This window comes from Corynebacterium evansiae, from assembly GCF_027570065.1.
In the GTDB taxonomy this organism is placed as follows: Bacteria; Actinomycetota; Actinomycetes; order Mycobacteriales; family Mycobacteriaceae; genus Corynebacterium; species Corynebacterium evansiae.
In genome coordinates, this window is sequence record NZ_JAKMUT010000004.1 from 109882 (window position 1) to 135414 (window position 25533).

General features: G+C 62.8%; 22 protein-coding genes and 2 tRNA genes. 15 read left to right on the plus strand and 9 right to left on the minus strand.

What is annotated here, in order from left to right; translation table 11 throughout:
• Window positions 1-190: 190 nt before the first annotated feature.
• Complete coding sequence (locus L8V00_RS05650) at window positions 191-1447, plus strand: hypothetical protein (protein WP_269944461.1); 1257 nt, start codon at window positions 191-193, stop codon at window positions 1445-1447.
• A 40-nt stretch (window positions 1448-1487) separates the two neighbouring features.
• Here L8V00_RS05650 and L8V00_RS05655 read toward each other — a convergent pair whose 3' ends face one another.
• The gene (locus tag L8V00_RS05655; protein WP_269944462.1) at window positions 1488-3530 is read right to left on the minus strand and encodes an ATP-dependent DNA helicase; all 2043 of its coding nucleotides are present in this window, start codon (window positions 3528-3530) and stop codon (window positions 1488-1490) included.
• A gap of 8 nt (window positions 3531-3538) precedes the next feature.
• On the minus strand, window positions 3539-4861 hold the full coding sequence (locus tag L8V00_RS05660) for a nicotinate phosphoribosyltransferase (protein WP_269944463.1): 1323 nt from the start codon (window positions 4859-4861) through the stop codon (window positions 3539-3541).
• Between the two features lie 63 nt (window positions 4862-4924).
• Between L8V00_RS05660 and clpS the strand changes: the two genes are divergently transcribed.
• From clpS to L8V00_RS05710, 10 genes are all read left to right on the plus strand, one after another.
• A complete protein-coding gene (gene clpS, locus L8V00_RS05665) occupies window positions 4925-5230 on the plus strand; it encodes an ATP-dependent Clp protease adapter ClpS (RefSeq protein ID WP_034975882.1) in 306 nt (101 codons plus the stop codon).
• A gap of 27 nt (window positions 5231-5257) precedes the next feature.
• A complete protein-coding gene (locus tag L8V00_RS05670; RefSeq protein ID WP_049049686.1) occupies window positions 5258-5827 on the plus strand; it encodes a DUF2017 domain-containing protein in 570 nt (189 codons plus the stop codon).
• Window positions 5827-7020 carry a P1 family peptidase gene (locus tag L8V00_RS05675; RefSeq protein ID WP_269944464.1) on the plus strand — a complete coding sequence of 398 codons (1194 nt, stop codon included), beginning with the start codon at window positions 5827-5829 and terminating at the stop codon, window positions 7018-7020. The genes L8V00_RS05670 and L8V00_RS05675 overlap by 1 nt, the downstream gene beginning before the upstream one ends.
• A 15-nt stretch (window positions 7021-7035) precedes the next feature.
• Window positions 7036-7893 (plus strand): glutamate racemase, encoded by an 858-nt coding sequence (gene murI / locus L8V00_RS05680; RefSeq protein ID WP_269944525.1) that lies wholly within the window; start codon window positions 7036-7038, stop codon window positions 7891-7893.
• Between the two features lie 228 nt (window positions 7894-8121).
• Window positions 8122-8826 (plus strand): adhesin domain containing protein, encoded by a 705-nt coding sequence (locus L8V00_RS05685; protein ID WP_269944465.1) that lies wholly within the window; start codon window positions 8122-8124, stop codon window positions 8824-8826.
• Entirely contained in the window at window positions 8792-14173 is a 5382-nt protein-coding gene (locus tag L8V00_RS05690) for a G5 domain-containing protein (protein ID WP_269944466.1), read from the plus strand. The genes L8V00_RS05685 and L8V00_RS05690 overlap by 35 nt, the downstream gene beginning before the upstream one ends.
• Before the next feature lie 137 nt (window positions 14174-14310).
• Entirely contained in the window at window positions 14311-15117 is an 807-nt protein-coding gene (locus tag L8V00_RS05695; protein WP_269944467.1) for an MBL fold metallo-hydrolase, read from the plus strand.
• Between the two features lie 77 nt (window positions 15118-15194).
• Window positions 15195-15965 carry a ribonuclease PH gene (rph, locus tag L8V00_RS05700; protein ID WP_269944468.1) on the plus strand — a complete coding sequence of 257 codons (771 nt, stop codon included), beginning with the start codon at window positions 15195-15197 and terminating at the stop codon, window positions 15963-15965.
• A 41-nt stretch (window positions 15966-16006) separates the two neighbouring features.
• The gene (locus L8V00_RS05705; protein WP_269944469.1) at window positions 16007-16660 is read left to right on the plus strand and encodes a non-canonical purine NTP pyrophosphatase; all 654 of its coding nucleotides are present in this window, start codon (window positions 16007-16009) and stop codon (window positions 16658-16660) included.
• Window positions 16661-16803: 143 nt separating this feature from the next.
• Window positions 16804-18198, plus strand: coding sequence for an amidohydrolase (locus L8V00_RS05710; RefSeq protein ID WP_269944470.1), 1395 nt, complete (start codon window positions 16804-16806; stop codon window positions 18196-18198).
• 3 nt (window positions 18199-18201) lie between these two features.
• Here L8V00_RS05710 and L8V00_RS05715 read toward each other — a convergent pair whose 3' ends face one another.
• Together L8V00_RS05715 and L8V00_RS05720 are read right to left on the minus strand one after the other, a co-directional pair.
• Complete coding sequence (locus tag L8V00_RS05715) at window positions 18202-18567, minus strand: DUF3817 domain-containing protein (RefSeq protein ID WP_269944471.1); 366 nt, start codon at window positions 18565-18567, stop codon at window positions 18202-18204.
• 3 nt (window positions 18568-18570) lie between these two features.
• Window positions 18571-19014 carry a hypothetical protein gene (locus L8V00_RS05720; protein ID WP_269944472.1) on the minus strand — a complete coding sequence of 148 codons (444 nt, stop codon included), beginning with the start codon at window positions 19012-19014 and terminating at the stop codon, window positions 18571-18573.
• A 101-nt stretch (window positions 19015-19115) separates the two neighbouring features.
• On the opposite strand from L8V00_RS05720, the gene L8V00_RS05725 reads away from it, so the two are divergent.
• A tRNA-Leu gene (locus L8V00_RS05725) sits at window positions 19116-19197 on the plus strand.
• Window positions 19198-19221: 24 nt separating this feature from the next.
• Here the strand turns inward: L8V00_RS05725 and bcp are convergent.
• Window positions 19222-19713, minus strand: a complete 492-nt coding sequence (gene bcp, locus L8V00_RS05730) for a thioredoxin-dependent thiol peroxidase (RefSeq protein ID WP_269944473.1) — start codon at window positions 19711-19713, stop codon at window positions 19222-19224.
• A gap of 88 nt (window positions 19714-19801) precedes the next feature.
• On the opposite strand from bcp, the gene L8V00_RS05735 reads away from it, so the two are divergent.
• Entirely contained in the window at window positions 19802-20080 is a 279-nt protein-coding gene (locus L8V00_RS05735) for a DUF3618 domain-containing protein (protein WP_011273177.1), read from the plus strand.
• A gap of 10 nt (window positions 20081-20090) precedes the next feature.
• Window positions 20091-21296 carry an AbrB family transcriptional regulator gene (locus L8V00_RS05740; RefSeq protein ID WP_269944474.1) on the plus strand — a complete coding sequence of 402 codons (1206 nt, stop codon included), beginning with the start codon at window positions 20091-20093 and terminating at the stop codon, window positions 21294-21296.
• A 38-nt stretch (window positions 21297-21334) separates the two neighbouring features.
• Here L8V00_RS05740 and L8V00_RS05745 read toward each other — a convergent pair whose 3' ends face one another.
• The 4 genes from L8V00_RS05745 to L8V00_RS05760 form a co-directional block, all read right to left on the minus strand.
• Window positions 21335-22459 carry an LLM class flavin-dependent oxidoreductase gene (locus tag L8V00_RS05745; protein ID WP_269944475.1) on the minus strand — a complete coding sequence of 375 codons (1125 nt, stop codon included), beginning with the start codon at window positions 22457-22459 and terminating at the stop codon, window positions 21335-21337.
• Between the two features lie 305 nt (window positions 22460-22764).
• A complete protein-coding gene (locus tag L8V00_RS05750; RefSeq protein WP_269944476.1) occupies window positions 22765-23511 on the minus strand; it encodes a hypothetical protein in 747 nt (248 codons plus the stop codon).
• Between the two features lie 5 nt (window positions 23512-23516).
• Window positions 23517-23708 (minus strand): hypothetical protein, encoded by a 192-nt coding sequence (locus L8V00_RS05755; RefSeq protein ID WP_035005397.1) that lies wholly within the window; start codon window positions 23706-23708, stop codon window positions 23517-23519.
• A 145-nt stretch (window positions 23709-23853) separates the two neighbouring features.
• Window positions 23854-23926, minus strand: a tRNA-Lys gene (locus tag L8V00_RS05760).
• Between the two features lie 394 nt (window positions 23927-24320).
• Here L8V00_RS05760 and L8V00_RS05765 point away from each other — a divergent pair.
• The gene (locus L8V00_RS05765) at window positions 24321-25529 is read left to right on the plus strand and encodes a L,D-transpeptidase (protein ID WP_269944477.1); all 1209 of its coding nucleotides are present in this window, start codon (window positions 24321-24323) and stop codon (window positions 25527-25529) included.
• Window positions 25530-25533: the final 4 nt, after the last annotated feature.

A 25533-nucleotide genomic window follows, 5' to 3' on the forward strand; every position in this document is an offset into this window, starting at 1 on the left:
CCCGGAACTGCTTTCAGGATTCAGGTGGCGGAAATGTCTTTTACTAGGGATTTCGTGGTTTCTGGGGCGAGGGGGCGTCCATAATAAATACCCCCAAGGAACAACTTGTAGGGGAGGGGCATTCAATAACTGACAGGCAGCCAGGAAGAGCCTGAAGGATACTAGGAAGAACACTGAAAAGGAGCACACAATGTCCAACGAGAACCTGAACAACGGAAACAACGCTAACAACAACGGCCTCACCACCAACGACAACGCGGGCGCCCCGGATCACTCCCTGGGCCGCTGGGATGTACTGGACGCAGACGGCAACATGGTCCAGGGCAACATCGTCGGCGCGCAGGACACCAACGGCGACGGCAAGGCGGACGCCTTCCAGGTGGACATCACCGGCGACGGACGCCCGGACGGCACGGTCTACGACAAGGATGGCGACGGCGTGACCGACCGCGCGGAGATGGACTACGACCAGGACGGCATCGTCGACACGGTCTACGAAGACATCGACGGTGACGGCGTGATCGACAACATGGCGGTAGACACCACCAACGACGGCAAGCTGGACACCAAGGCCACCGACTACGACGGCGACGGTGTGACCGACAACGTGAAGATCGACTCCAACGGCGACGGAAACTACGACGTGACCGCCTACGACTTCGATGGCGACGGCAAGGTAGACAGCGTTGCCTATGACACCGATGGCGATGGAATCTCCGACTACTCCGAGTTCGACCACGACGGCAACGGTATCGTGGACGGCACCAGCGGCGAGGTTCCGCCGTCCGCGGCGCAGCAGGCGGTAGGCGAGGGCATCTGGGGCTCCCAGAGCCAGACCGCAGCACCGCAGGATGCAGCCCCGCAGAACGCAGCCCCGCAGGCTGAGGCTCCGGCGGCTGAGGCTCCGGCAGAGGACAAGCCCGCTGAGGACAAGCCCGAGGCGCGCACCGAGGACGCCAAGGACAACGAGGACAATGCAGAGGCGCCGGCAGAAGACGCAGCCCCGCAGGGTGGCGCAGACACTGACCTGCAGTCCGCCGGTGCAGACAGCGCAGCCCCGAACGGCGGCGAGTACGTGGATCTGGATGGTGACGGCCTGGCAGACGGTGTTGCATACGACACCAACAACGACGGCCAGATCGACGCACTCGAGATCGACACCACCGGCGACAACCAGACGGACACCGTGTTCGTGGACACCGACGGTGACGGCCAGGTGGACGAGCGCCACGTGGACACCGACGGCGACGGTTTCACCGACGAGGCTCTGCTGGATACCGACTTCGACGGCATCGGCGACACCAAGGTGTACGACCACGACGGCGACGGCGTGTACGAGTCCGCCGAGGAAACCTACACCGAGGACATCGCCCCGACCTTCGACGACCTGCTGGGCGGCGCTGGCGACAGCGCAGCCGCTGGCAACGACGGCGCGGATCTGGCCTAAGGGGTCAGCCTAAGGGGCCAGCCCCTAAGGCCTTAGCCGACTAAGCTTCAACCAGGCGACGCAGTGCACCCCGCACTGTGTCGCCATTTTCCGTGTACCAGAAGTCCGGCATCGAGCGGCGGATGTAGCTGCCGTAACGCTTCGTGGCCAGCCGCTGATCCAGCACCGCCACCACGCCCCGGTCGTCCACGGAACGCAGCAGGCGCCCCGCGCCCTGCGCCATCAGCAGCGCCGCGTGGTTCGCCGCCACCTCCATGAACCCGCTGCCGCCGCGCTGGTCGGCGGCCTCCTGCCGGGCTTGCTGCAGCGGATCGTCGGGGCGCGGGAAGGGGATGCGGTCGATGATCACCAGCGAAAGCGACTTGCCGGGTACGTCCACGCCCTGCCACAGCCCGAGGGTGCCGAAGAGGCAGGCGGACTGGTTCTTGCGGAACTTTTCCACCAGCGTGGACATGGAGTCTTCGCCCTGCAGCAGAATCTCGTAGGGCACCACCGTGCGTAGCTGCTCGGCCATGTCCTCGGCCGCGCGCCGGGAGCTGAAAAGCCCCAGGGTGCGCCCGCCGGCGGCGTTGATCAGCCGCGCGGTTTCGTCCACGGAGGCGTCGCTAGCGCGGTCCCGCCCGGGCGGGGGCAGGTGCCGGGCGACGTAGAGAATGCCGTGGGTGCGGGCGTCGAAGGGCGTGCCGGCATCCAGCGTGGGGGTGCTCTTCGGCAGCCCCCAGCGGCTGAGCATAGCGGTGAATTTGCCGCCCAGCGCCAGCGTCGCCGAGGTCAGGATCACCGTGTTCCGGCCGAAAAGGCGCTGGCGCAACAGGTCGGCAACGCTCAAGGGGGCGACCCGTACGACGTGCTTCGGTGCGCGCGGACCGGAGTCTGCGGTGTACCAGATGACGTCCTCGCCGAGCAGATCCTCGTCATCCGCGCTGTTGCCTTCGCCCACGCGCGAGGCGTTGAGGATGCGCACGCACGTATCGTTGAGCTCCTCGGTGGCCACGATCACCGCCAGGCGTTCGGCGGCCTTCTTTGAATCATTCGCAAACTCGGAGGCGGGTATGCCGCTGACCTGCCGGTTCGTCTTCCACGCCGCGTCCCTTAGCGCCGCGAGCGGCACCTGCAGTGCCTCGGGCACGCCGGTCCAGCGCCCCTCGATGCCGGTGCCGAAGCGGTCGTTGTTTTTGGACGCCGCCGCCTCCGCCTTTAACGCCTCCGTCCACCTGTCGCCTGCTTCGGCCAGCTCGTCCCCGGCAGCGTCTGCGCCGGAGACGGCCAGCTTCGCGGCGCGTTTGGCCAGCACGGCGATGGCGGTGGGGGATAGTTCGGCGGTGGCGACGGAGGTAATGCGATCCTCCAGCTCGTGGGCCTCGTCTACGATCACTGTGTCGTGCTCCGGCAAGACTGGGGCGTCCACAAGAGCATCGATGGCAAGCAGGGCATGGTTGGTGACGACAACGTCGGCGTCCGCGGCGTGGGCGCGGGCGCGCTCGGCGAAGCACTGCTCGCCGAAGGGGCAGCGGGTGGCACCGAGGCACTCGCGGGAGGACACGCTGACCTGGCGCCACGCGCGATCGCTGACGCCCTGGGGGAGATTATCGCGGTCGCCATCCTCGGTTTCGCCAGCCCATTCGTGCAGGCGGGCGACTTGGGCGCCGGTGGCGGAAAGCTGGGAGGGATCCAGGAGGGACTCTTCGGCCTCTTCCACGCCGCTGTCGGTCTGCGCGTTATTCACCTTGTTCAGGCAGACGTAGTTACCGCGACCTTTTTGGATGGCGAACTCAAGCGGGCGGGGCAGCTCCGGTTCGAGGGCTTTGGCCAGGCGTGGCAGGTCGCGCTCCACCAGCTGGCGCTGCAGGGCGATCGTCGCGGTGGAGACGATGACGGGGTAGTCGGAATCCATGGCCGCGGCGATGCTGGGGATCAAGTAGGCCAGGGACTTACCCGTGCCGGTGCCGGCCTGGACGGCCAGGTGGTGTTCCTTGTCGATGGCCTCGGCCACGGCCTTGGCCATCTTCTGCTGGCCCGGACGCGGGGCACCGCCGAGGTCGGTGACTGCGAGGCTGAGGAGGTCGAGGACGTTGGAGCTCATACGGGTTGTTAGGCCTTGATGTGGCGAACTTGCAGGGCGGGCTCGTCGCGGGTGAGAGCCAGGCCTTCCCAGGGAAGGCAAACTAGCTGCTTGGCGCAGTGCTCGCGAGATTCCTCGAGGGTGGGCAGGCCGTCCACGAGCTCGCCGTCGCGCACCATGGGGATGGTCAGCTGAGTGCTGTTCAGCCCCTCGGCCTGGGGCAGTTCCGCACCCAAGGGGAAGGTGACTTCCTCGACGGCCGTGCCGGAGGGGCGGCTAAAGCGGGCGGCATCCTTCGTCCCGCCGAGACTGGCCTTGCCGCGGGAGCGCTTGGCGACGGGCACACCGTCTACCTCCACGAGCTTGTAGACCAGCCCGGCGGTGGGTGCCCCGGAGCCTGTGACGACGGAAGTGCCCACGCCGAAGGAATCCACCGGCTCGCTGCGCAGGGCGGCGATGGAGAACTCGTCCATGTCGGAAGAGACCACGATCTTGGTGTTCTTTGCCCCCAGGGAATCTAGCTGGTCGCGCACACGGCGGGTCAGCACGCCCAAATCGCCGGAGTCGATGCGCACGGCCCCCAGTTCCGTGCCGCCGGCGGCAACGGCGTTTTCCACGCCCTGCGTGATGTCGTAGGTATCCACCAGCAGGGTGGTTCCTGTACCCAGGGCGGCGATCTGTGCCTTGAAGGCTGCGAGCTCGTCGGGGGTGCCATCCGGGCGGGTGTGCAGCAAGGTCCAGGCGTGGGCTGCGGTGCCGGAGGCCGGGATGCCGTAGCGCTGCGCGGCCTCCATGTTGGAGGTGGCGACGAACCCAGCCAGGTAGGCGGCGCGGGCGGAGGTCACGGCGGCGTATTCGTGGGTGCGGCGCGCGCCCATGTCGATGATGGGGCGGTCGCCGGCGGCGGTGACCATGCGAGCGGCGGCGCTGGCCACGGCGGAATCCATGTTCAGGATGGAGAGGATCACCGTCTCCAGGATCACACACTCGCCGAAGGTGCCCCGGACTGTCAGGACGGGGGAGTGGGGGAAGTACAGCTCGCCCTCGCGGTAGCCGTCGATCTGCCCGGAGAAGCGGAAGTTGCGCAGGTATTCCAGGGTTTCGTCCCGCAGGAAGTCGATGCGGTCCAGCTGCTGGTCGGTGAACACGAAATCGCGTACGGCCTGCAGTACGCGGGCGGTGCCGGCGATCACGCCGTAGCGGCGCTCGTTGGGCAGGCGGCGGGTGAACACCTCGAAGGTACAGGCGCGGTCGACAGTGCCGTCGAGGATCGCGGCCTCGAGCATGGTGAGTTCGTATTTGTCCGTAAGAAGTGCGGAGGAGCGGGTGCTGTATTCGTTCACCCGCTCCATGCTAGTCCACGCCCCACCACGGACCCGGCAGCGAAGATGGCCGATGTGGGTATTCTGGAAAGCATGACTTCCCCAGCCGCTCCCTCTGCCACCCCTGTGGCGGACAAACTGCCAGAAACACTGACGGAGCCCAACCTGCCGTGGATGTGCATCTGTTGGGACGATCCGGTGAACCTGATGAGCTACGTGACGTATGTCTTCCAGACCGTACTGGGTTACTCGCGCAAGCGCGCCACGGAGCTGATGATGCAGGTCCATACCGAGGGTAAGGCCGTGGTGAGCTCGGGCGAGCGCGACAAGGTTGAAGGGGACGTGAAGAAGCTGCAGACCGCCGGGCTATGGGCGACGATGCAGCGGGCGGACGGGTAGGCGTCAATAAAGAAAGAAGGAACGAACATGCAGCCGTGGACGAAGAAGAACAGCCTGCTGCGCGGGACTCGCTTTAATACGCAGCTGGAGCCGCTCGAGCGCGAGATGCTGGGGGATTCGGCGGTGGCCGTCTCCGATAAGCTGATGGAGCGCGCGCGGACCGCCCCGAAGGACGAGCTGGCCGAGATGACGGGCATGGCCAGCGGGCATGCCGATGCGCCGAAGGATCCGGGGCTGGCGCGGCTGCTGCCGAGTTTCTTCCGCGAGGGGGACGAGGAAGTCGACGGCGATGCGGCGCTGACCCGCCAGCTGAACGAGACGGACATCATCAAGACGAAGCTGACGAACCTGCGCTTCGTGGTGGACTACCTGGGGCCGAATGGTTCGGTGAATGTTTCGCTGACGCAGGACGAGGTCCACCCGTGGCTGAGCGCGATCAACGACATTCGTCTGTACCACTCCGCCCAGTACGAGGAGTTCAAAAAGGAGCTGCTGGAGGGGGAGGAGAATTCCGACCAAGCGACGGCGGCGCAGAACTACCTGGATTGGTTGGGCTACCACCAGGACAGTCTGTTGTCGGCGATGATGGGTGAGTAATGAGCATAGAGTTGTTCGGCTGCCAGCCGGGGCCCGCTAATTCTTTGGCGGACGTGGCAGGCATTGGCGTGGGGCACGCGGTGTGCGAGGACGGTGCGGGGGATTCGGGCGTGACCATGATCGTCGCCCCGAAATCCGCCACCGCCAGCGTGGATGTGCGAGGCGGTGGCCCGGGCACGCGCGAAACAGATCTTCTGGCGCCGCACAACACGGTGCAGGCCGTGCACGCCATTGGTCTGTGCGGTGGTTCTGCTTTTGGTCTTGACGCCCTCACGGGGGCAATGGCCGAGCTGGAGCGTAGGGGGATCGGCTTCCCCGTGCTGGGGCCGGAACACCCGGATAAGTTGGTGCCGATCGTACCGGGGGCCGTGATTCTTGATCTGCTGTTGGGGCGCTGGGATTCGCGGCCGGATGCGGCCACGGGAGCAGCAGCGACGGCGGCGGCGCTGGATGCTGTGGTTGGAGATGCGGTTGGCGGGGTCGTCGGCGCGGCTGAGCAGGGCGCTTCGGAGCAGAGAGCGTCAGGGCGGGGAGTACTGAACGGCAACGTCGGCGCGGGGCTGGGAGCCTCGGCTGGCGCGCTGAAGGGCGGCTTTGGTCAGGCCAGCGCCGTGTTCCCCGAAGGCACCCCGCTGGCGGGAGTGACTGTGGCCGCGGGCATTGTGGTGAACCCGCAGGGCGCGGTTTTCGATCCAGCAACCGGCCTGCCGTGGGGACTCGCCGCGGAGCTGGACGGGGAGTTTGCCAGATACGGACTGGCCGACGGCCTGGTTGATGGTGAGCCGGTGGGGGCTGAGGGCGTCAATAGATTAAAGAGCAAGAACGTGCTCGGCACGAAGATCACGGCGGACATGCTGGCGCCGAAGCTCAACACGACGATCGGGGTGGTATCGACGGATGCGCCGCTGACGAAGGCGCAGGCCAAGAGGCTGGCGCTGGCGGGGCACGACGGGATTGCGCGGGCGATTCGGCCGGCGCACATGCCGATGGATGGGGACACGCTGTTCGCGATGGCGACAGGTGAGCACGGTTCGGGGGCTACTGGAGTTGAGAGGGGCGTGGATGACATTGGCATGAGCCTGCTTTCGGCGGTCGCGGCCAACACGGTAGAGCGGGCGATTGTGCATGCCGTGTTGGCGGCGGAATCGGCGTTTGGTGTGCCGAGCTGGCGCGACGTAGTGAAGGAGATGTAGTGAAAGGTGAGTGCCGTGGCTGAGGCTGCTGAGACTGCTGGGGCTAACGTACAGGCGACGCAAGCAAACAATGCGCCGATCGGAGTGTTTGATTCGGGCGTGGGTGGGCTGACCGTGGCGCGCGCTATTGTGGACCAGCTACCGCACGAGAACCTGGTGTACATCGGGGACACGGCTAACTCTCCATACGGGGACAAGCCTCTGGCGCGGGTGCGCGAGCTATCGATTGGGATTGCGGACACTCTGGCGGAGCGTGGCTGCAAGATGATTGTGGTGGCGTGCAACTCTGCCTCGTCGGCGTTTATTCGGGATGCACGGGAGAGGTACTCCATTCCGGTGGTTGAGGTGATCCTGCCTGCGGTGCGGCGCGCGGCGGCGGCGACCCGCAACGGCAAGATCGGTGTGATCGGCACCCAGGCGACGGTGAGCAGTAGGTCGTATCAGGATCTTTTCGCGGCGATTCCGGGGGTCGAGGCGTATGCGCAGGCCTGCCCGCAGTTTGTGCCTTTCGTGGAGCGTGGCATGACCAGCGGGCGGCAGCTGATGGGGCTGGCGGAGAACTATCTGGCGCCGTTGAAGGCCGAGGGGGTGGATACCGTGGTGCTCGGGTGCACACACTATCCGCTGCTGGCCGGGGTGGTGCAGCTGGTGATGGGGGAGGACGTCACGCTGATTAATAGCGCCGAAGAGACGGCGAAGACTGTTTATCGCACGCTGGCAGAGCAGGATCTGCTGGCGGATGAAGATCCGGAGCGGGCGGTGGACCTTTCCTTCGAGTCGACGGGGGATCCGCAGAGGTTTGCGAAGCTGGCTGGGAGGTTCCTGGGGCCGGCGATTAGTTCGGTGTCGCAGATACCGGAGATGGTGCGCTAACGCTTAGGGTTCTCTTATGAAGTGCACCCAGGAGTTTTGCTGTTTTTAGAACTATTGTTCCGGTTGTTTCTGAACCCTGAATACGGTTAGACTATTCGTGCACTTTTAGGCTGACTGTCGTTTAATGAATCAAGATTTAGTACATTCTCAGCCTTTGTGGCTACCTGATCTGTGGAAACTCTAACGGAGCGGGTAGGCGCGTTTAAGTTTTTCAGGAAGGACTGGGGAATGAATTCCTCTCAGAACAAGGTTTCATGGCGGAACGCTCGTAAGGGCGCTGCCGCACTGTCTGCCATCACGCTCGCGTTGGGCTCACTCAGTATCTTTGCCCCCAGCGACTTCGCGCCCGAGGCTACCGCCGCAGAACTCTCCGGCGGCATTCGCGATAAGTCCGGCGCGGTGGAGAAGGATGCTCAGAAGGCCTCCGACCTGCCGGCTGGTTCGTGTACTGTCTCGGAGAGCGCTCCGGAGGGTAGCCAGGCTGGTTTCAGCTGGAATACCTCTGAGCCGTCTGGGAGCAGCCCCGACAAGAAAGCCTGGGGCTTGAGCGTCGCCTTTGATAACTCAAAGGATCGCACGTTCGCTGATTGGAGTTTTACCAATTCAGGCCTTATGGGTGGGTACCTCGATGAGGCTCAAATTCCCGCTATGAATGCCGGTCAGACCCTTGTTGACAAGAAAGTCACGCACAAGGCCGACGAAGCCCTCGTCATTGATGGCTTTAGGCAACAGCGAAACCTGAACCTCAACGCAAAACTGACCGATGCGAAAGTCAAGCAGTTCGCTGAGGCCACTGCCGCGAACCCGGTACGTTACGCCTGGCAGGGAAACTATAAGACTGACCGTACCTCCTCTCCGTTTGCCACCCAGGGGGGACAGCGCAGCCTTTGCGGCCGTCGTGAACCCGTGGCCGAGCGAGAACATCGAATGTAACCCGATCACGGTTTCGTGGGAGAGCTTCGAAAAGCACGTCATTGTCCCTGGCGATGAAACCAAGGTCGGTAAGATCAACATCCCGGATGTGACGGGCGGCGGCACGGATGACTCCATGTCCCGCATGGTTGTGGAGGCCTACGACGGCAACGGCAAGTTCATCGGCACCACCGACCCAGCGGCGTCTGGCGGCACCAAGAACCTGCGTATCGACGAAAAGACCGGTGAGATCTACTTCACCTGGCCTGAGTACCGCGGTACTGACCTGGCAACTGACAAGAACGTGAACTTCTCCGTTCTGGCAAAGCCTCGCAGCGTGGACCAGCTCCAGGCTGCTGCTAAGAGCAACAATGAGTTTATCGAGCACGACGGAGCCTTCAACAGCTCCAACTCGCTGACGCGCTACAACAAGGCGAACGTCATCGACTCCAAGGCGTTCTCCCTGGACGACACCGAGTACCACTCCCCGAAGTACGACAAGACGGATGCTTCGATCATCTCCGGCGTTGATAGCGCTACCGGCCCGCTGGCTACTGAGCCGCAGAAGGTCACCTTTACCCAGACTCCGGATCTGATCAAGGACCTGGCAAAGAAGAAGGGCGACGGCGGCTACGAGGCCAAGGTCGAGCTGGATGAGAAGTACGTCTACGACGGCTGGACTGTCGAGATGGACGAGAACTACAACGTCACCGTCACCGCTCCGGAAAACCCGAAGCCGGGCACCTTCGCTCGCCCTGTCGTTACGGTGGAGTACTCCAACGGTTCCACTGACAAGCTGGAACTCCTCGTGGTTGTTGACCCGAACAACACCCAGGTCACCGACCTCGTGCGCCCAGGCCTGGCCAAGGGCACCATTGGTACCAAGATCACCGCTCAGGTGGGCACCAAGTCCATCATGAAGGGCCACAAGCCGGTTCACCCGGCCAAGTTCGAGATCGACCCAGCCACCGTGCCGGACGGCTGGACCGTCACGGTTGACGAGACCGGTAAGGTCACCGCGGAGGCTGACGACACCGTCGCACCGGGCACGATCATCACCCCGAAGGTCAAGGCAACCTACCCAGACCAGACCACGGACGAGATCGAGACCCAGTTCCAGGCGATCGTGGATATCAAGATCCCGACCTACGACACGGTCACCAATAAGCCGGCGGCAAAGGTCTCACTCAAGCCTCAGGTTCCGGAGCGTGGCCTGAGCGGTAACACGACCGACGAAGCGCCGAAGCGCTACACCTTCCCGGACGGTAAGACTGAGTACACCGTCGAGGACGATAGCGGTAAGTGGACCGTCAAGATTGACGAGAACACTGGTGAGATCACCACGACGATTCCGCGCACCGCTCCTGAGGGCTACATCCTGAACGTCCCGGTTCTCGCGTACTACGACAACGCTGACAAGCCGCAGGAAGTCAAGGGCACCGTCGTCGTTCTCAAGAGCGACCACGCCCCGACCTACTCTGTGGAGTCGACTGGCCCGAACCAGGCCGTGAACCACCAGGTGCAGGACGCACCGAAGGGTTCCAAGTTCTCCTTCGGTAACGATGAGAACGGTGCCCCGATCACTGAACAGGAAGTTGACGGCTGGAAGTACAAGGTTGACCCGAAGACCGGTGTTGTCTCCTCTACCCCGCCAGCAGACTCCAAGCCGGGTGACAAGAAGACCATCAACGTCACTGTGACCACTCCGGATGGCTCCACCCCGCTGGTGCCGGTCACCACCGTGGTGAAGTTGTCTAACAACTGGGAAGCAGAGCCGGTTGTTCCGTCGCAGACGGTCTACCCGGGTGGTACGGCTACCTCGCCGATTGGCGTCGAAAAGCCGGAAGGCATCAACCTTGCTGCGGACAAGCCGTTCATGATCAACCCGGAGGGCAAGGGCCTTGAGGCCACGGGTGAGAACAACGAGTTCGGCAACCCGACCTACAAGGTGAAGACGGCTAACGGCGACTGGATCGTCGGCCTGGATGACAAGGGCAACGTCATCTCGACCGCGCCGGAGACCGCGAAGCCGGGCGACAAGATTGACGTTCCGGTCATCGTGACCTACGAGGACGGCTCGAAGGACAACACCACCGCTACCGTGAACGTCATCGACGTCCCGAAGCGTGAGGTTCCGTTCGACGTTGAGTATAAGTACGACGACACCATTCCGGCCGGCGAGTACAAGGTTGAAACCGAGGGCGTGCCGGGCGAAGAAAAGATGAAGAAGGACGGCACCTGGGAGCGCACCGAGGAGCCGAAGAACGAGGTCGTTGTCATCGGCACCAAGCCTGCCGAGAGCGCGAAGGACGTCGAATGGACGTTCCCGATCCCGTACCCAACCGAGGTTCGCGAGAACCCGGCGCTCAAGCCTGGTGAGATGAAGGTCATTCAGGAAGGCGAGAACGGCGAGCGGACCTACAAGGCTAAGTTCACCTCCAAGGGCGACCAGGCCTCGGTAAGCGAGTCGAAGGTAACCAATGAGCCCCAGCCCCGCATCATCGAGGTCGGCCCAGGTATCCCTGATCAGGAACTGACCAGCAAGAAGACCCAAGAGGTACCGTTCGAGATCGAGTACGTCTACGACGACACTCTTGAGTCCGGCAAGCAGGTTGTCGACGAAGAGGGCGTTCCGGGTGAACAGACCATCACCTCTACCCAGAAGATCAAGGACGGCAAGCCGGACGGCGAGCCGAGCATCAACATCGAGCAGACCAAGGCGCCGAAGAACGCGAAGATCCGCATCGGTACCAAGACCACTGGTGAGACCAAGAAGACTGTTGAGTCTGAGGTTCCGTTCGGTGTGAAGATCGAGTTTGATCCGAACCTGCCTGCTGGCACCTCTGAAACTGTTACTGAGGGCAAGCCGGGTAAGAAGACCATCACCGTGACTCAGAAGGTCACCAACTCTCAGCCGGATGGCGAGGCCACCGTTGAGGAGAAGGTCATCGAGCAGCCGGTTGATCAGGTCATCAAGGTCGGCACCAAGCCGTCCGAGGCGTCTTCGAAGGTCACGTGGACTGCCCAGGTTCCGTTCGAGGTTGAGACCCGCCCGAACCCGGAGTTGAAGCCGGGTGAGGTCAAGGTTGTCCAGAAGGGCGTGCCTGGTGAGAAGACCTACACGGCTGACTTCACCGCTAAGGGTGATCAGGCAACGGTGACCCCTGAGGAGAAGCAGACCAAGGATCCGGTTAGCGAGATCATTGAGTACGGCCCTGCTGCTGAGGACACCACTGTGGTGACCAAGGTTGAGAAGCCGGTTCCGTTCGACACCGAGATCGTCTTCGATGACTCTCTTGAAGAGGGACAGCAGAAGGTTGATCAGCAGGGTGAGCTTGGTACTGAGGTTGTGACCTCGACTCAGAAGATCGTCGACGGCAAGCCGTCCGGTGATCCTGAGGTGAACACTGAGCGCACCAAGGAGCCAAAGAAGCAGATCATCCGCGTTGGTACCAAGACCACCGGCACGAACACTGAGTCCGTTGAGACTGAGATTCCGTACGATGTGAAGGTCGTCTACGACCCGAGCCTGAAGCCGGGCGAGTCCAAGGTCACTCAGGAAGGTAAGCCGGGCAAGAAGAAGGTGACGATCGAGCGAGACATCGTCAACTCCAAGCCGGGCGACCCGAAGATCTCCGAGGAGACCATCGAGGAGCCGGTGGAGAAGATCATCACTGTCGGCACCAAGCCGGCTGAGGCGACCAACAAGGCAACCTGGGTTGCGCCGCTGCCGTACGACACGATCGTGCGCGTGAACCCGGAACTGAAGCCGGGTGAGATGAAGGTTGTCCAGAAGGGTGAGTACGGTGAGAAGGAATTCACCGCCGACTTCACTGCAAAGGACAACACCTCCACGGTGAACACCACCGAGAAGGTGACCAAGCAGCCGGTCCAGCAGATCATCGAGTACGGCCCGAAGGCTGATGACAGCGAGGTTGTGACCAAGCTGGAGAAGCCGGTTCCGTTCGAGACCGAGATCGTCTTCGATCCGGAACTGAAGGCGGGCGAACAGGTCGTCGATAAGCAGGGCGAGCTGGGCACTGAGGTTGTTACCTCTACGCAGAAGATTGTTGACGGTAAGCCTTCCGGCGAGCCGACCGTAACCACTGAGCGCACCAAGGAACCGACCAACGCAATTATCCGCGTCGGTACGAAGCCGGAAGAGACCAAGCCGGTTTCTACGAAGGTCGAGTGGACCGAGATGACCCCATTCGAGACCGAGATCCGCGTGAACCCTGACCTGCAGCCTGGCGAGACCAAGGTTGTGCAGGAGGGTACGCCTGGTGAGATCAAGCACACAGTCAATGTGACTGTGAATAACGGTGAGGTAAGCAAGGAAGAGTCTTCTGAGGAGATCAGCAAGCCTTCTCCGCGCATCATCGAGGTTGGCCCAGCTAAGGGCGTCGAGACTGAGCTGACGGACAAGCACACCGAAGAGATTCCGTACGACACCGTCATCGAGTATGATCCGGACCTCGAAGCTGGCAAGGTCGTCGAGGACCAGGCTGGCAAGACCGGTTCGAAGGAGATCACTAAGACCTGGAAGCTCGTCGACGGCCAGCCAGTAGGCGAGCCTGAGACCTCCGAGGAGATCACGCAGCCGAAGCAGGATCGCAAGATCCGCGTGGGCACCAAGTGCGATTGCAAGCCGACGGAGGACCCGAAGCCGGAAGATCCGAAGCCTGAGGGCCCGAAGCCGGAAGATCCGAAGCCTGAGGACCCGAAGCCGGAAGATCCGAAGCCTGAGGACCCGAAGCCTGAGGACCCGAAGCCTGAGGACCCGAAGCCGGAAGATCCGAAGCCTGAGGACCCGAAGCCTGAGGACCCGAAGCCTGAGGACCCGAAGCCTGAGGACCCGAAGCCGGAAGATCCGAAGCCTGAGGACCCGAAGCCTGAGGACCCGAAGCCGGAAGATCCGAAGGACCCGAACACGCCTGGCGGTTCCACTGGTTCGGTAACCCCGAAGCCGAGCCTGCCTGGCATCATCGGTTCCCTGGGAATCGGCGGGGCCATCGTGGGCAGCGGATCGCTTGGTTCCACCCCGAAACCGGACTCCAAGCAGCCGGGCAAGCCGGGTGCCCCGAGCAAGCCGGACGCAAAGCAGCCGGGCCAGCCGGGCAACGCAGACAAGCCGGGCACCCCTGGCAAGTCCAGCACCCCGAGCCAGCCGGGCTCCAAGGGCGGCACGTCCACCGGCAGCTCCGCAAGCAGCGGCAGCTCCAGCTCTCAGAAGCAGGTTGATAGCCCGCGGATGAGCACCCTGGCCTCCACCGGCGCGAACGTGCTCGGCGTGTTCGCAGTCGGCCTGGCGCTGATCATCGGTGCCATCCCGCTGCTGCGCCGCCGCCGCGAAGAAGGCGAGGCCTAACCGCCACTAGCGTTCAGCGCTAGCGCCTAGCGGACCAGCCAGTTCCGGCTAGTCCTGCGAAAGAAAGGGCGACCACCAACACAACGGTGGTCGCCCTTTCGCACATTTGCCACCGCTTCGTGGCAGAATGACAACCTATGGAACTGGTAGTGCTGGGATGCTCCGGAAGCGTCGAAGGACCCGATAGCGCCGCATCGGGATATCTCGTCCGCGACACAACCACGGCCAACCCCGACCTCCTCCTCGACTGCGGCCCCGGCGTACTCAGCGCCATGCAACGCGCAGACGGCATCGACCCCTCCGCCTGCCACGTCGCCTTCAGTCACATGCACGCCGACCACTGCCTAGACTTCCCCTCGCTACTCGTCTGGCGCCGATTCCACCCCACAGCCTCCTCCACCCAACGCCACCAACTACTCGGCCCCACCATCGCCCAGCGCCACCTCTCCGCAGCCGGCGCCGACGCGCCCGAGCATCCCGACGACTTCACCGACACCTTCGACATCAACGCCTACAAGGTAGGCGAGGGTCTTTTTGACGCCACCACGTACCCAGCCCACCCAATCGGCCCATTCACCCTTTACGCCGCCACCGCCGTACACCCCACAGAGGCCTACCTGCTCCGCGTGGAAGACAACGCAGGCAACTCCCTGGTGTACTCCGGGGACACTGCCTGGACCGACAACCTGGCCCACATCGCAGCGGGCGCAGACGTATTCCTCTGCGAAGCCACCTGGGGCGAAAATGCGGATGGCCAACCCAGCGGCATGCATATCTCCGGCGAAGACGCAGGCCGTGCAGCGCAGGCAGCGGGTGTGGGCAAGCTCGTCCTCACCCACATCCCACCGTGGGGCGACGCAGACGCGGCGGTCCGCGGCGCGGCCCGCCACTACGACGGCGAGATCCTCGTCGCCCGCCCCGGCATGCGCCTGACCGTCGGCTAGGCGCCAGAGCTGCTCCCACGCAACGTCGCAAGCGTCGGCAAGTAGCCCGTCCGGGGCGACTAGTAAACTTAAGCCCCATGACGGAAACCAACGTAGAAAACACCTCCAACGCAGGCAGCAACTTCACCCGCGCGGACGGGCGCGCCACCAACGAGCTGCGCCCGGTGCGCATCACCCGCGGATTCACCAGCAACCCCGAAGGCAGTGTGCTGGTGGAATTCGGCAACACCCGAGTCATGTGCACCGCCAGCGTGGAAGAGGGCGTGCCTCGCTTCAAGAAGGATTCCGGCGAAGGCTGGCTGACCGCCGAGTACGCGATGCTGCCGGCCTCTACCCACGAGCGCATGCCGCGCGAATCCATGAAAGGCAAGGTCAAGGGGCGTACCCAGGAGATCTCCCGCCTCGTCGGCCGCGCGCTGCGCGCCGCCGTGGACCTGAAGGAACTGGGGGAGAACACCGTCAACATCGACTGTGACGTTCTGCAGGCCGACGGCGGCACTCGCACCGCAGCCATCACCGGCGCCTACGTGGCTCTGGCTGATGCGCTGGCCGTGCTGCAAGCTAGGGGCGTCGTACCAGGGCAACCGCTTCGCGCACCCGTCGCCGCAGTATCCGTGGGCATCATCGACGGCGTGCCGTGCCTCGATCTGCCTTACGAGGAAGACTCGCGGGCGGACGTGGACATGAACGTGGCGATGACGGCCGAGGGGCGCTTTGTAGAAATCCAGGGAACCGGAGAGAACGCGGAGTTCACTCGCGAGGAACTGAACACCCTGATGGACCTGGCCGAGGGCGGCCTGCGTGAGCTCATCGAAGCGCAACGGGCGGCGCTGGCGCAGGAACTCTAGATCAGCAGAAGCAAACGCGACAAGAGAAGGGGAGTAGCACCGTGCGGGTACTGGTGGCATCAAGGAACAAGAAGAAGCTGGCGGAGCTGAACCGCATGCTGGAGGCGGCGAACGTGACCGGCATCGAACTCGTCGGGCTGGGGGACGTGCCGGAATACCCGGAGACCCCGGAGACCGGCGCGACGTTCGTGGACAACGCGCGGATTAAGACCAACGATGGCGTGCGCCGCACCGGCCTGCCGACGATCGCCGATGATTCCGGGCTGGCCGTCGACGCGCTGAACGGCATGCCGGGTGTACTAAGCGCCCGGTGGTCCGGCGGCCACGGCGACGACAAGGCCAACAACGACCTGTTGCTGGCGCAGATGGGTGACGTGCCGGACGAGCGACGCGGGGCGCACTTCGTATCCTCCTGCGTGCTGCAGCTGCCCGCCGAAGTGGCGGCGGAGCGCGGCATGGAGACCGAGTATGCAGTGGAAGGGCGCTGGTATGGCCGAGTACTGCGCGCCGAGCAGGGCGAGGGTGGCTTCGGCTACGACCCCCTGTTCGCCCCCGACGAGCTACCGGAAGGCCAGGAAGATCAGCTGGCGGGTAAGTCCGCAGGCGAGCTGACGGCGGAGCAGAAGGATGCTGTCTCCCACCGTGGCAAGGCCCTGCGCCAGCTGGTGGAGATCCTGGCGCAACTAGCGGACTAAAGCCCCACAAGAGGCCGAAGAAGCCGCGGGCCAGTGCGCCGCAGGCCTTGGCGCCGGGCGTGTGCAACCCACGTATGATAGGGCAAGACGCAAGCTCAAACGTGTAACCCGAAGAACGACAAACAAGTGAAAGGATCCCCCGCGTGACCGCCCCCGGCACAGACAGCGACCAGGCCACTTTTAGCCCCACAAGCCCCAGCGGCATCGTGGCCGGATCGCAGGCCGACCTCAGCTGGATGGAGGATGTGTACAAGTTCTTCCACCAGCACCCCGAACTCTCGGGGGCGGAAGAAGTCACCGCACAGCGGATCGCCAAGGAGCTGGAGAACTTCCCAGACTGGGAAGTCACCACAAATATCGGCGGCTATGGCATCACCGCCGTGTTGGAAAACGGCGACGGGCCGACAGTGCTGATGCGCGCCGACTTCGACGGCCTGCCCGTCGCGGAGAAAACCGGCGTGGACTACGCCTCTACCTACTCGCAGCTCAACGCATCCGGTGAGCGCGTGGCAACCATGCACGCCTGCGGCCACGACCAGCACACCACCAGCCTGCTGGGAGCCATGCGCATCCTCACCGAAGAACGTGCCCGCTGGTCCGGTACGGTCGTGGCACTATTCCAGCCGGCCGAAGAGGCGTCCATCGGTGCGCACAAGATGGTCTCCGACGGTCTGGGCGGCATCATCCCCCGGCCCGACGTCTGCCTGGCGCAACACATCGTCGCTGGACCGGCGGGCCAGGTTTACTCCGCGCCCGGCCCGGTGATGACGTCCTCCACCACCATCGAAATCACCCTCCACGGCCGTGGCGCCCACGCCTCCATGCCGCACCGTTCTGTAGACCCGGTAGTGCTGGCGGCCTCGACGGTGATGAAGCTGCAGACAATCGTCTCCCGCGAAGTCCCGCCGAATAAGTTCGCGGTGATTACCGTCGCCTCGGTGGAGGCCGGTAAGGCGAACAACGTGATCCCCGACTCCGCGAAAATCTCTCTATCCTGCCGCTTCTACGATGAGGAACTGCGCCAGAAGTGTGTGGATGCCATCAAGCGCGTGGTGCGTGCCGAGGCGCTGGCCGCGGGTGCTGACCGCGAGCCGGACTTCAAGTTCGTTGGTTTGCTGGGCGCTACGGACAACGCCTCCGAGGTTTACGACGTTGTCCGCCCCCACTTCGATAGCACCTTCGGCGAGGATTCCCTAGAAATGGAGCCCTGGACCGCCTCCGAAGACTTCTCCGTGATCCCGAAGTCCTTCGGCTGCCCCTACATGCTCTGGACCATCGGCATTACCCCGCGCCGCCAGTGGCAGCGCGCCGAATCCGCCGGGCGGTTGGACATCGACATCCCCACCAACCACAACCCGGGCTTCCTGCCGGACCTTTCAACCCTGCAGGTCTCCACGCGCGCGGCGGCCGTAGCGATCCTGGCTTGCCTGCAGTCCGCGTGGGAGAAGCCGGAAGCGGAGCCGCACGCGATGGGCGCGCCCGTGCCTACCGACGAGGAGATCGACGCAGTCGCCGTGGAGACCTCGCTGGTCGAGTAGCCGCTAGTCCAGCTGGAACGCGGTTTTAACCTCGTCGCGGCGCCGCTTCTCCACCACGAAGCTCAGGAAAGGCACCACGCCCGCCAGCATCGTGGTCACCCACTTCGACGGCTCCCACCGCGCCTTCGTGCCCAGATCCAGGCAGGAAATCACGTACACCATAAACACCAAGCCGTGCGCCGGGCCGATGTAGCTAAACCACTCCGGCGCGTTCTCGCTGCCCAGGATCAGATACTTAACAATCATCTCTACCAGCAGAATCAGCAGCCAAATACCCGTCACCACCGCCGCCACGGAGTAAAACTTCAGCGACTTCGCCACGCGCGCCCGGCGCTCCGGGTGGATCGCAGTGGTCTGCTCGTTGGTCATTGCTTAGTGCCCTTTCTGGTCGTTGTTCTCGCGCTCTTTATCTTTGGACGCCCTCATCCGCGCCCGCTCGCGCCTATCATCTACCCAAATATCCTCAGTCTCTTTAGCAGGCTCTTCGGTCTGCAGGAAGTCTTCCGGAACCTCGGTGATTTCATCAGTCGGCTGGGTGGGAGCGGCCGGGGCTTCGTCTCCCAGTAGGCGCTCCTTTTCGTACTGGATGTACTTGCGGTACGCCACAACGAAGAAGATGCCGAAGATCGGCCACTGGATGGCGTAGCCCAAGTTCTGGAAGCTACCGCCGTTGGACTGCCAGCGATCCCACTGCCACCACGCCAGCAGGAGGGTGGCGATGACCGCCAGGATGAGGAAGATGATTTGGATGATGCGAACGCGCAGCGGAAACGGGTGGGCGGGTGCCTTGCCGTCATTGTCTGAGTGTTCGTTCACACTGCAACATTCTACCTGTACTGCCTGTTCCGCCTAATTTCTTTTCACGCCGGATCGCTTGCTAGCATGAAGGGGGAAACGCGGTTGTCCGCGTTCTTTTTGCGCCTGTGGCGGAATTGGCAGACGCGCTGGATTTAGGTTCCAGTGTCTTATGACGTGGGAGTTCAAGTCTCCCCAGGCGCACAAAATTTTTTCAGAGCTCCTTTGCTAGAGCTCCTTGGCGATACGCGCGACGTGGCCGGTGGCCTTCACGTTGTACTTCGCCACGGCGATCTTGCCTTCCTCGTCAATAACGAACGTGGAGCGGATCACGCCCTGGACGATCTTCCCGTAGTTCTTCTTCTCCCCAAATGCGCCATAGCTCTCCATGACGGACTTGTCGGCGTCAGAAAGGAGAGGGAAGGTCAGCTCGTACTTATCGCGGAACTTTTCCAGAGCCTCCACCTTGTCGGGGGAGATACCGACCACGTCCACGCCCTGACCGTTGAGCTCGGTGAGGGAATCGCGGAAATCGCAGGCCTCGGTAGTGCAGCCGGGAGTATCAGCCTTGGGGTAGAAGTACACGATGACCTTGCGGCCCGCGTAGTCCGCCAGGCTCACGTTCTCGCCGGAATCGCTGGGAAGAGTGAACTCCGGGGCCTTGTCGCCGACCTCAAGTCGGATGGGCTGGTTTGCGGTGGTGTTGCTGTTATCAGTCATGCATTCCACCCTAGCGAAAGCGCCGGAGGGTGCGATCATTTACAATGTTCAGGTAGCACTTAAACGTTCGAATAAGGGAGAAACTTCCGTGGCCCGTAGCATCGATGCCATCCAGCGCGACATTGAACGCACCCGCAACCAGCTGGGACGGACGCTGGAGGAGCTGTCCGTCCGTGCGGATCCGAAGAACCTGGCGGATGACGCTCGCGGCCAGGCCGTGAACACCCTCAAGGAGCCGAAGGTGCAGATGGTCATCGGCGGCGTAGTCGCCGGTGTTGTACTGCTTACCGCCCTGGCCGTTGGCTCCAAGCGCAAGGAAAAGAAGCAGATCAAGGAAATCCAGCGCCTGCTGGCCGCAACCCGCTAAGCGGGTAGCGTTGCCCGACTCAGACTCACTGCCTGGCGAAACCATACGCAGCGCCAGGCCGGGCGGGTTCACACTACCCAGCCCCGCGAAGCTGGCCACGCTGGCTCTGCTGACCGTCCTGTCGATCGCCGCAGGCTTCGCCTGCGAAGCGGTGGGAGTGCCCGCTGCCTGGATCTTTTCCTTCCTGATCGTCTTCGGCGTCTACGCCATCTTCAGCGACCGACAGGTCAGCCCGCCCAAAAAGGCGATGATCCCCTCCCAGGTGATCATCGCCCTTTTGTGTTCCTCGCCCCTGACAACTATCGACTTCGGCACCATCGTTTCCTATGCCGGGCCGACGGCCATGTCGCTGATCGTCACGCTGGCGGTTTGCTTGCTGGCCTCCTGGCTGCTGGTGCGCATCCACCGGGTCGGCCCGGCCACGTCGGTGCTGGCCACGCTCGCAGGCGGCGCCAGCGCGATGGTGATGCTCTCCCGAGAACTCAACGCGGACACGCGCTTTGTTACCCTCACCCAATACCTGCGCGTATCTATCATCGTCCTCACACTTCCCGGGCTGGTCACGCTGCTCGGCCGCGTCGAAGGCGACGAGGCAGATGCGGCCGAGGGGGCGTCAACAGGAAAAGAAGGTCTCCTCAACGGCCTGCAGACGAACTGGCAGGGCGTGGTAGGCGCGGTGGTCGTGGGGCTAGCCGTGTGGGCGTTCACGCGGGCGACGGCGCGGTGGTTCAGCATCAGCTCGCCGTACCTGCTGCTGAGTATCGCGTTCGCCATGATCGGCGTGATGGTGTTTGGCGTGCCGCACGAGTTCATCGCGCCGAACGGGCTGCTGGAGAAGCTGGCGTACGCGCTCGTCGGCGTGCAGGCCGGCGGCACCCTGACGAAGGGCGCGCTGCGGCAATTTGTGAAGGCCCTGCCCGTGATCCTGGGCGTGATTGCCCTGATGATCGCCAGCTCTATCGGCACTGCTTTCGCCATCGCGGGCCTGTGGGACTTTAAGGTTCTGGACGCCTACCTCGCCACCGTGCCGGGCGGCATCTACGCAGTTCTCGCATTTGCGCACGACGCTGGCAGCCAGCCGATCGTCACTGTCATTCAAGTGATGCGCATGATCGCCATGCTGGTGGTGGGCGCTTACGCGCCGCAGATCATCCGGTGGGTATTCGGCGCGGGCGCGGCCGACGGGCGGCCGGAGCCGCGCGAAACGCAGCGCTAGTGGGCTGCGATAGGGGAGCAGGTCTGATGGCCTAGTGGTTAGCGCTGGGCGGGGGAGAGTGAGGCGGCGTCCGCAAGAATCTCCATCGACCGCAGCGACTCGGCCGTCGACGGCGACTGCAGAGACACCATGAGCTCGTCGGCTTGAGCGTGCGTGCGGAACTCCTCCAGGTAACGGCGGACAACATCGCCCGTGCCGACAGCGGAGTAACGCAACATATCCAGGATTTGCTGGCCGGCGGGGGAATCGATGAGCATGTCCAGCTCCTCCTCCGTGAGGCTGCGGCCGCGGCCGGCCATGACGCGCACGCGGGTGCGGCAGACCTGGCGGAACTGCTCCTCGGCTTCCTCCTGTGTGTCTGCGGCGGTGACATTGACCGCGGCGATGACGTAGGGCTCCGGGTGGCGCTCCGAGGGCTTGTAGTTATCGCGGTACACCTGCACTGCCTGAGTGAGGGCGGCGGGGGCGAAGTGGCTGGCGAAGCTGTACGGCAGGCCCAGGTGCGCGGCCAGCTGCGCGCCGAACAGGGAGGAGCCGAGGATGTACAGAGGCACCTTCGTGCCCATGCCTGGCACGGCCTCCACGCCGGGGATCTTCGACGGGCCGTTGAAGTAGCCGTAGAGCTCGGCGACGTCCTGCGGGAACGTCTCCGCAGCGGAAGGCTCGCGGCGCAGGGCGCGCAGGGTCATTTGGTCGGTGCCGGGGGCGCGGCCGAGACCCAGGTCAATACGGCCGGGATGCAGCTCCGCGAGGGTGCCGAACTGCTCGGCGATGACCAGCGGGGCGTGGTTCGGGAGCATGACGCCACCCGCGCCCAGGTTGATAGTGGAAGTCTTCGCCGCGATGTGAGCGATGAGGACCGCGGGGGCGGAGCTGGCGATGGACTTCATGTTGTGGTGCTCGGAGTACCAGATGCGCTCGAATCCGAGCTTTTCGGCCTGCTGGGCCCACTGGACGGAACGGTCGAAGGCATCCGCGGGGCGTTCGCCCTTGAAGACGGTGGCGAAGTCGAGGAGGCTCAGCGGGGCGAGGGAGTGGGCTGGGTTTTCCTCGTTCGCTGGGGTTTCGGCGTGCACTGAGTTTGCCTTGCTGGCCGGGGAGTTTCCGCTTGCCGGGGTGCTGCCGTTCGCCTGGGAGCTTCCGTTCGCCGTCGTGTCCGTCATGGTGGGGTTGATGCCTCCTGTTTGGGGTTTGGTTGGGGTTTGCGGGCCTGCACTGCTTTCGGCGCTGAGTGACTTACGTTGTCGGTGCGCTTGCGTTCTTAACTAACGACAACCGCGCTGACAGGGCGAATATTCCCGTTGGGGGAGGAGTACATATTCCGGTTGGGTGGGGAGGGAGAGAGAAACGGCGCGAGCGGGTCGATTTCGGCGGAAACTACCCCGCAGCGGCCGACGACTGCCTGGCAAACGAGGGCAAGTGTCCCAAATCTTCCACTCTACTTTTATAACCTTTCTGTTCGTGCTGGTCAGGGGCTTTTGACGGAACCGTCAAATCGCCCAGAATCCCGAAAGTGGAAGATTTGGGACATTCGGCTCTTTAACCGTTTCCATAGCGGATACCGGGCAGGTGGCTTCACTTTGTACCCTTGCTGTTCCAAGAGCTTGATGGCAAGGTCCGGGTTCTTGCGGATCACGGTCTCCGCCTGTTTTGACAGGTATCGGTTTCTGCCTCGTGCTATGTGCTGTTGCCAACCGTCATGCGTCGGCGCATTGAATTCGTTGGCAAGAAGCTCAATCACATCTTCAAGGCAGACGCGAAAACGCTCATCTCCCATCGGATAATGAATATCTTGCTGTTGAGCCGCGGCATCATACCTTCCTGCTCTAGCAAGTAAGAGGCCAAGGGGGACTGAGTCGGAATGAAACTGGAAGTGGCTGGCAGGCTTGTTACGAGAATTTCTGTCGTACTCGAAGCGAACTACCGGGCGATACTTTTGGCCAGACTGGTACTGAACTTTGAAGGTGCTTGACTCTATCGCCAGATGTTTCTTTGTTGAATTAGTGCATAGGCGAAATTCGCAGGCTAACTGCAGCTTCTTACTGTTTGAGCGGCCAATCTCAAGCTGCTTCGAACGTTTGATTACCGCCCTGAGTTTTTCCTCGTTGATCTCGAAAGCATTAGCCGTGATCTCCCCTACGAGGGTCACGTCGAGGAGAGTAGCGATTTCTTGCGCGAACTCCGTGGCTTGTTCCTCGAAAGTCGCGCGATCCAATGTGATTAGCCTTCAATCAGCCAAGTGAGGGACTCGTAGCGATCTAAAAGGTCAGCCTCTTTGACGTCGAGCGCATCTGCTGCGCGAAGGCGACGTAGGCCATCCACGCCGAGGGGACCCATCTGCTTCACAACCTTGGTACGTTCAGCACGCAGCTCGGCGCTGGTATGGGTGCGCGGAGTTAATGGCGTGGCCATGATCTCTCCAATCGTTGTGTGCGAACGGTGTATCTGAAGTATATAACGCAGAGGCGACAACAGGGCGCGGCCGTTGAAGTCGATGAAGCGAAAGCAAAACCCTCGCCCGCTGGATATGATTCCAAGCGAGCGAGGGGTGAGAATGTGGGCTATCAGGGACTCGAACCCCGAACCCGCTGATTAAGAGTCAGCTGCTCTGCCAATTGAGCTAATAGCCCGTGTTATTCGAAGCGCTGTGCGCCTCGGCAACGTGGAAAACTTTATACCCAGGTAGCATGACAATACAAATCGCCTGGTCAGGGTGGGTAAATTGATGTGTTGTTTAAGCGGCTTATGTGACTGTCCACGTACAGAATTCGGGACGGTACCCCGCGCTGTGTGTGGCAAAGAGACCGATCAATCCGCACCCATACGCCCGCATCCGCAATGTGCTCGTCCGGCCCGTGCGGCAGGGAGCACTCGGACGGTTCGCCGACCCAATCACCGTTTATAACGTTTACGCTACGAACTGCTGGAACCCGCCGAAATGACTAACGCTCCACTGCAGCCAAGCGTTAAGGTTTAGGACAGTCACTTTTCTTACACACACCTTTCCCTTTCTTGGAGTTAGTCTTGCGCAACACCAAGGTTTTCGGACAAACCTTCTCACGGATCACTGCGGCGTCACTAAGCATCGCCCTAGTTACCTTCACCGCATCGTGCACAATCGACCGCGACAGCGACGACCCGCAGATCAGCTCTAATGCCTCAACCGGCGAGAACGGCGAGGGCGAAGAGAAGAAGGATGAAAACAAGCTGACCTCCAACGTGAAGGACGGCGACACCGAGGTCGACGTCACCGAGCACGTGCAGGTCAAGGGCGACAAGAAGATCGACAAGGTCTCGCTGACCAACGACGCAGGCGAGGAAGTCAAGGGCAAGTTCAACGAGGACAAGACCGAGTGGACCGTTCCCACCAAGCTCGGCTACTCGCGCACCTACACCCTCACTGCGAAGTCCGGCGGCCAGAAGCTCGAGCAGACCTTCACCACCATGACCCCCGGTATGACGCTCAACGGTGCCCTGGCCCCGCTTGACGGGTCGACCGTGGGCATCGGCCAAACCATCTCTCTTCGTTTTGACGCCCCCGTGGAAGACCGCAAGGCAGTGGAAGATGCCATTACCGTGGAAACCACGCCGAAGGTGGAAGGTGCTTTCTACTGGATCACAGCCCAGGAGGTGCGCTGGCGCCCAGAGAAGTATTGGAAGCCCGGCACTAAGGTCAGCGTGAAGGCCGACCTGTACGGCACGAAGATCGGCGAAGGCGTGTACGGCGGTGAAGATCGCAGCGCAAAGTTCACCATCGGTGATGCGATGCGGGCCATCGTGGACGACAGCACCAAGATGATGACCATCAAGAAGAACGGCAAGACCGTGCAGACCATGCCGGTTTCCCTGGGGCGCGACTACCAGTACCCCACGCCGAATGGAAAGTACATCATCGGCGACCAGTTCGAGCACCTGACCATGGACTCCTCGACGTTCGGCCTGACGGGTGCGGGGTCGTACGTGACGGACGTGCAGTACGCGACGCAGATGAGCTACTCCGGCATCTACATCCACGCCGCGCCGTGGAGCGTGTACGCGCAAGGCAACACCAACACCTCGCATGGCTGCATCAACGTGACCGTCGAGAATGCCGCCTGGGTGTTTAACAACATGAAGCGCGGCGACATCGTTGAGGTGAAGAACACGCAGGGTGAGACGCTGAACGGCTCTGATGGTCTGGGCGACTGGAACATCCCGTGGAAGACCTGGAAGGCCGGAAACTCGGAGGGGTAGCTGG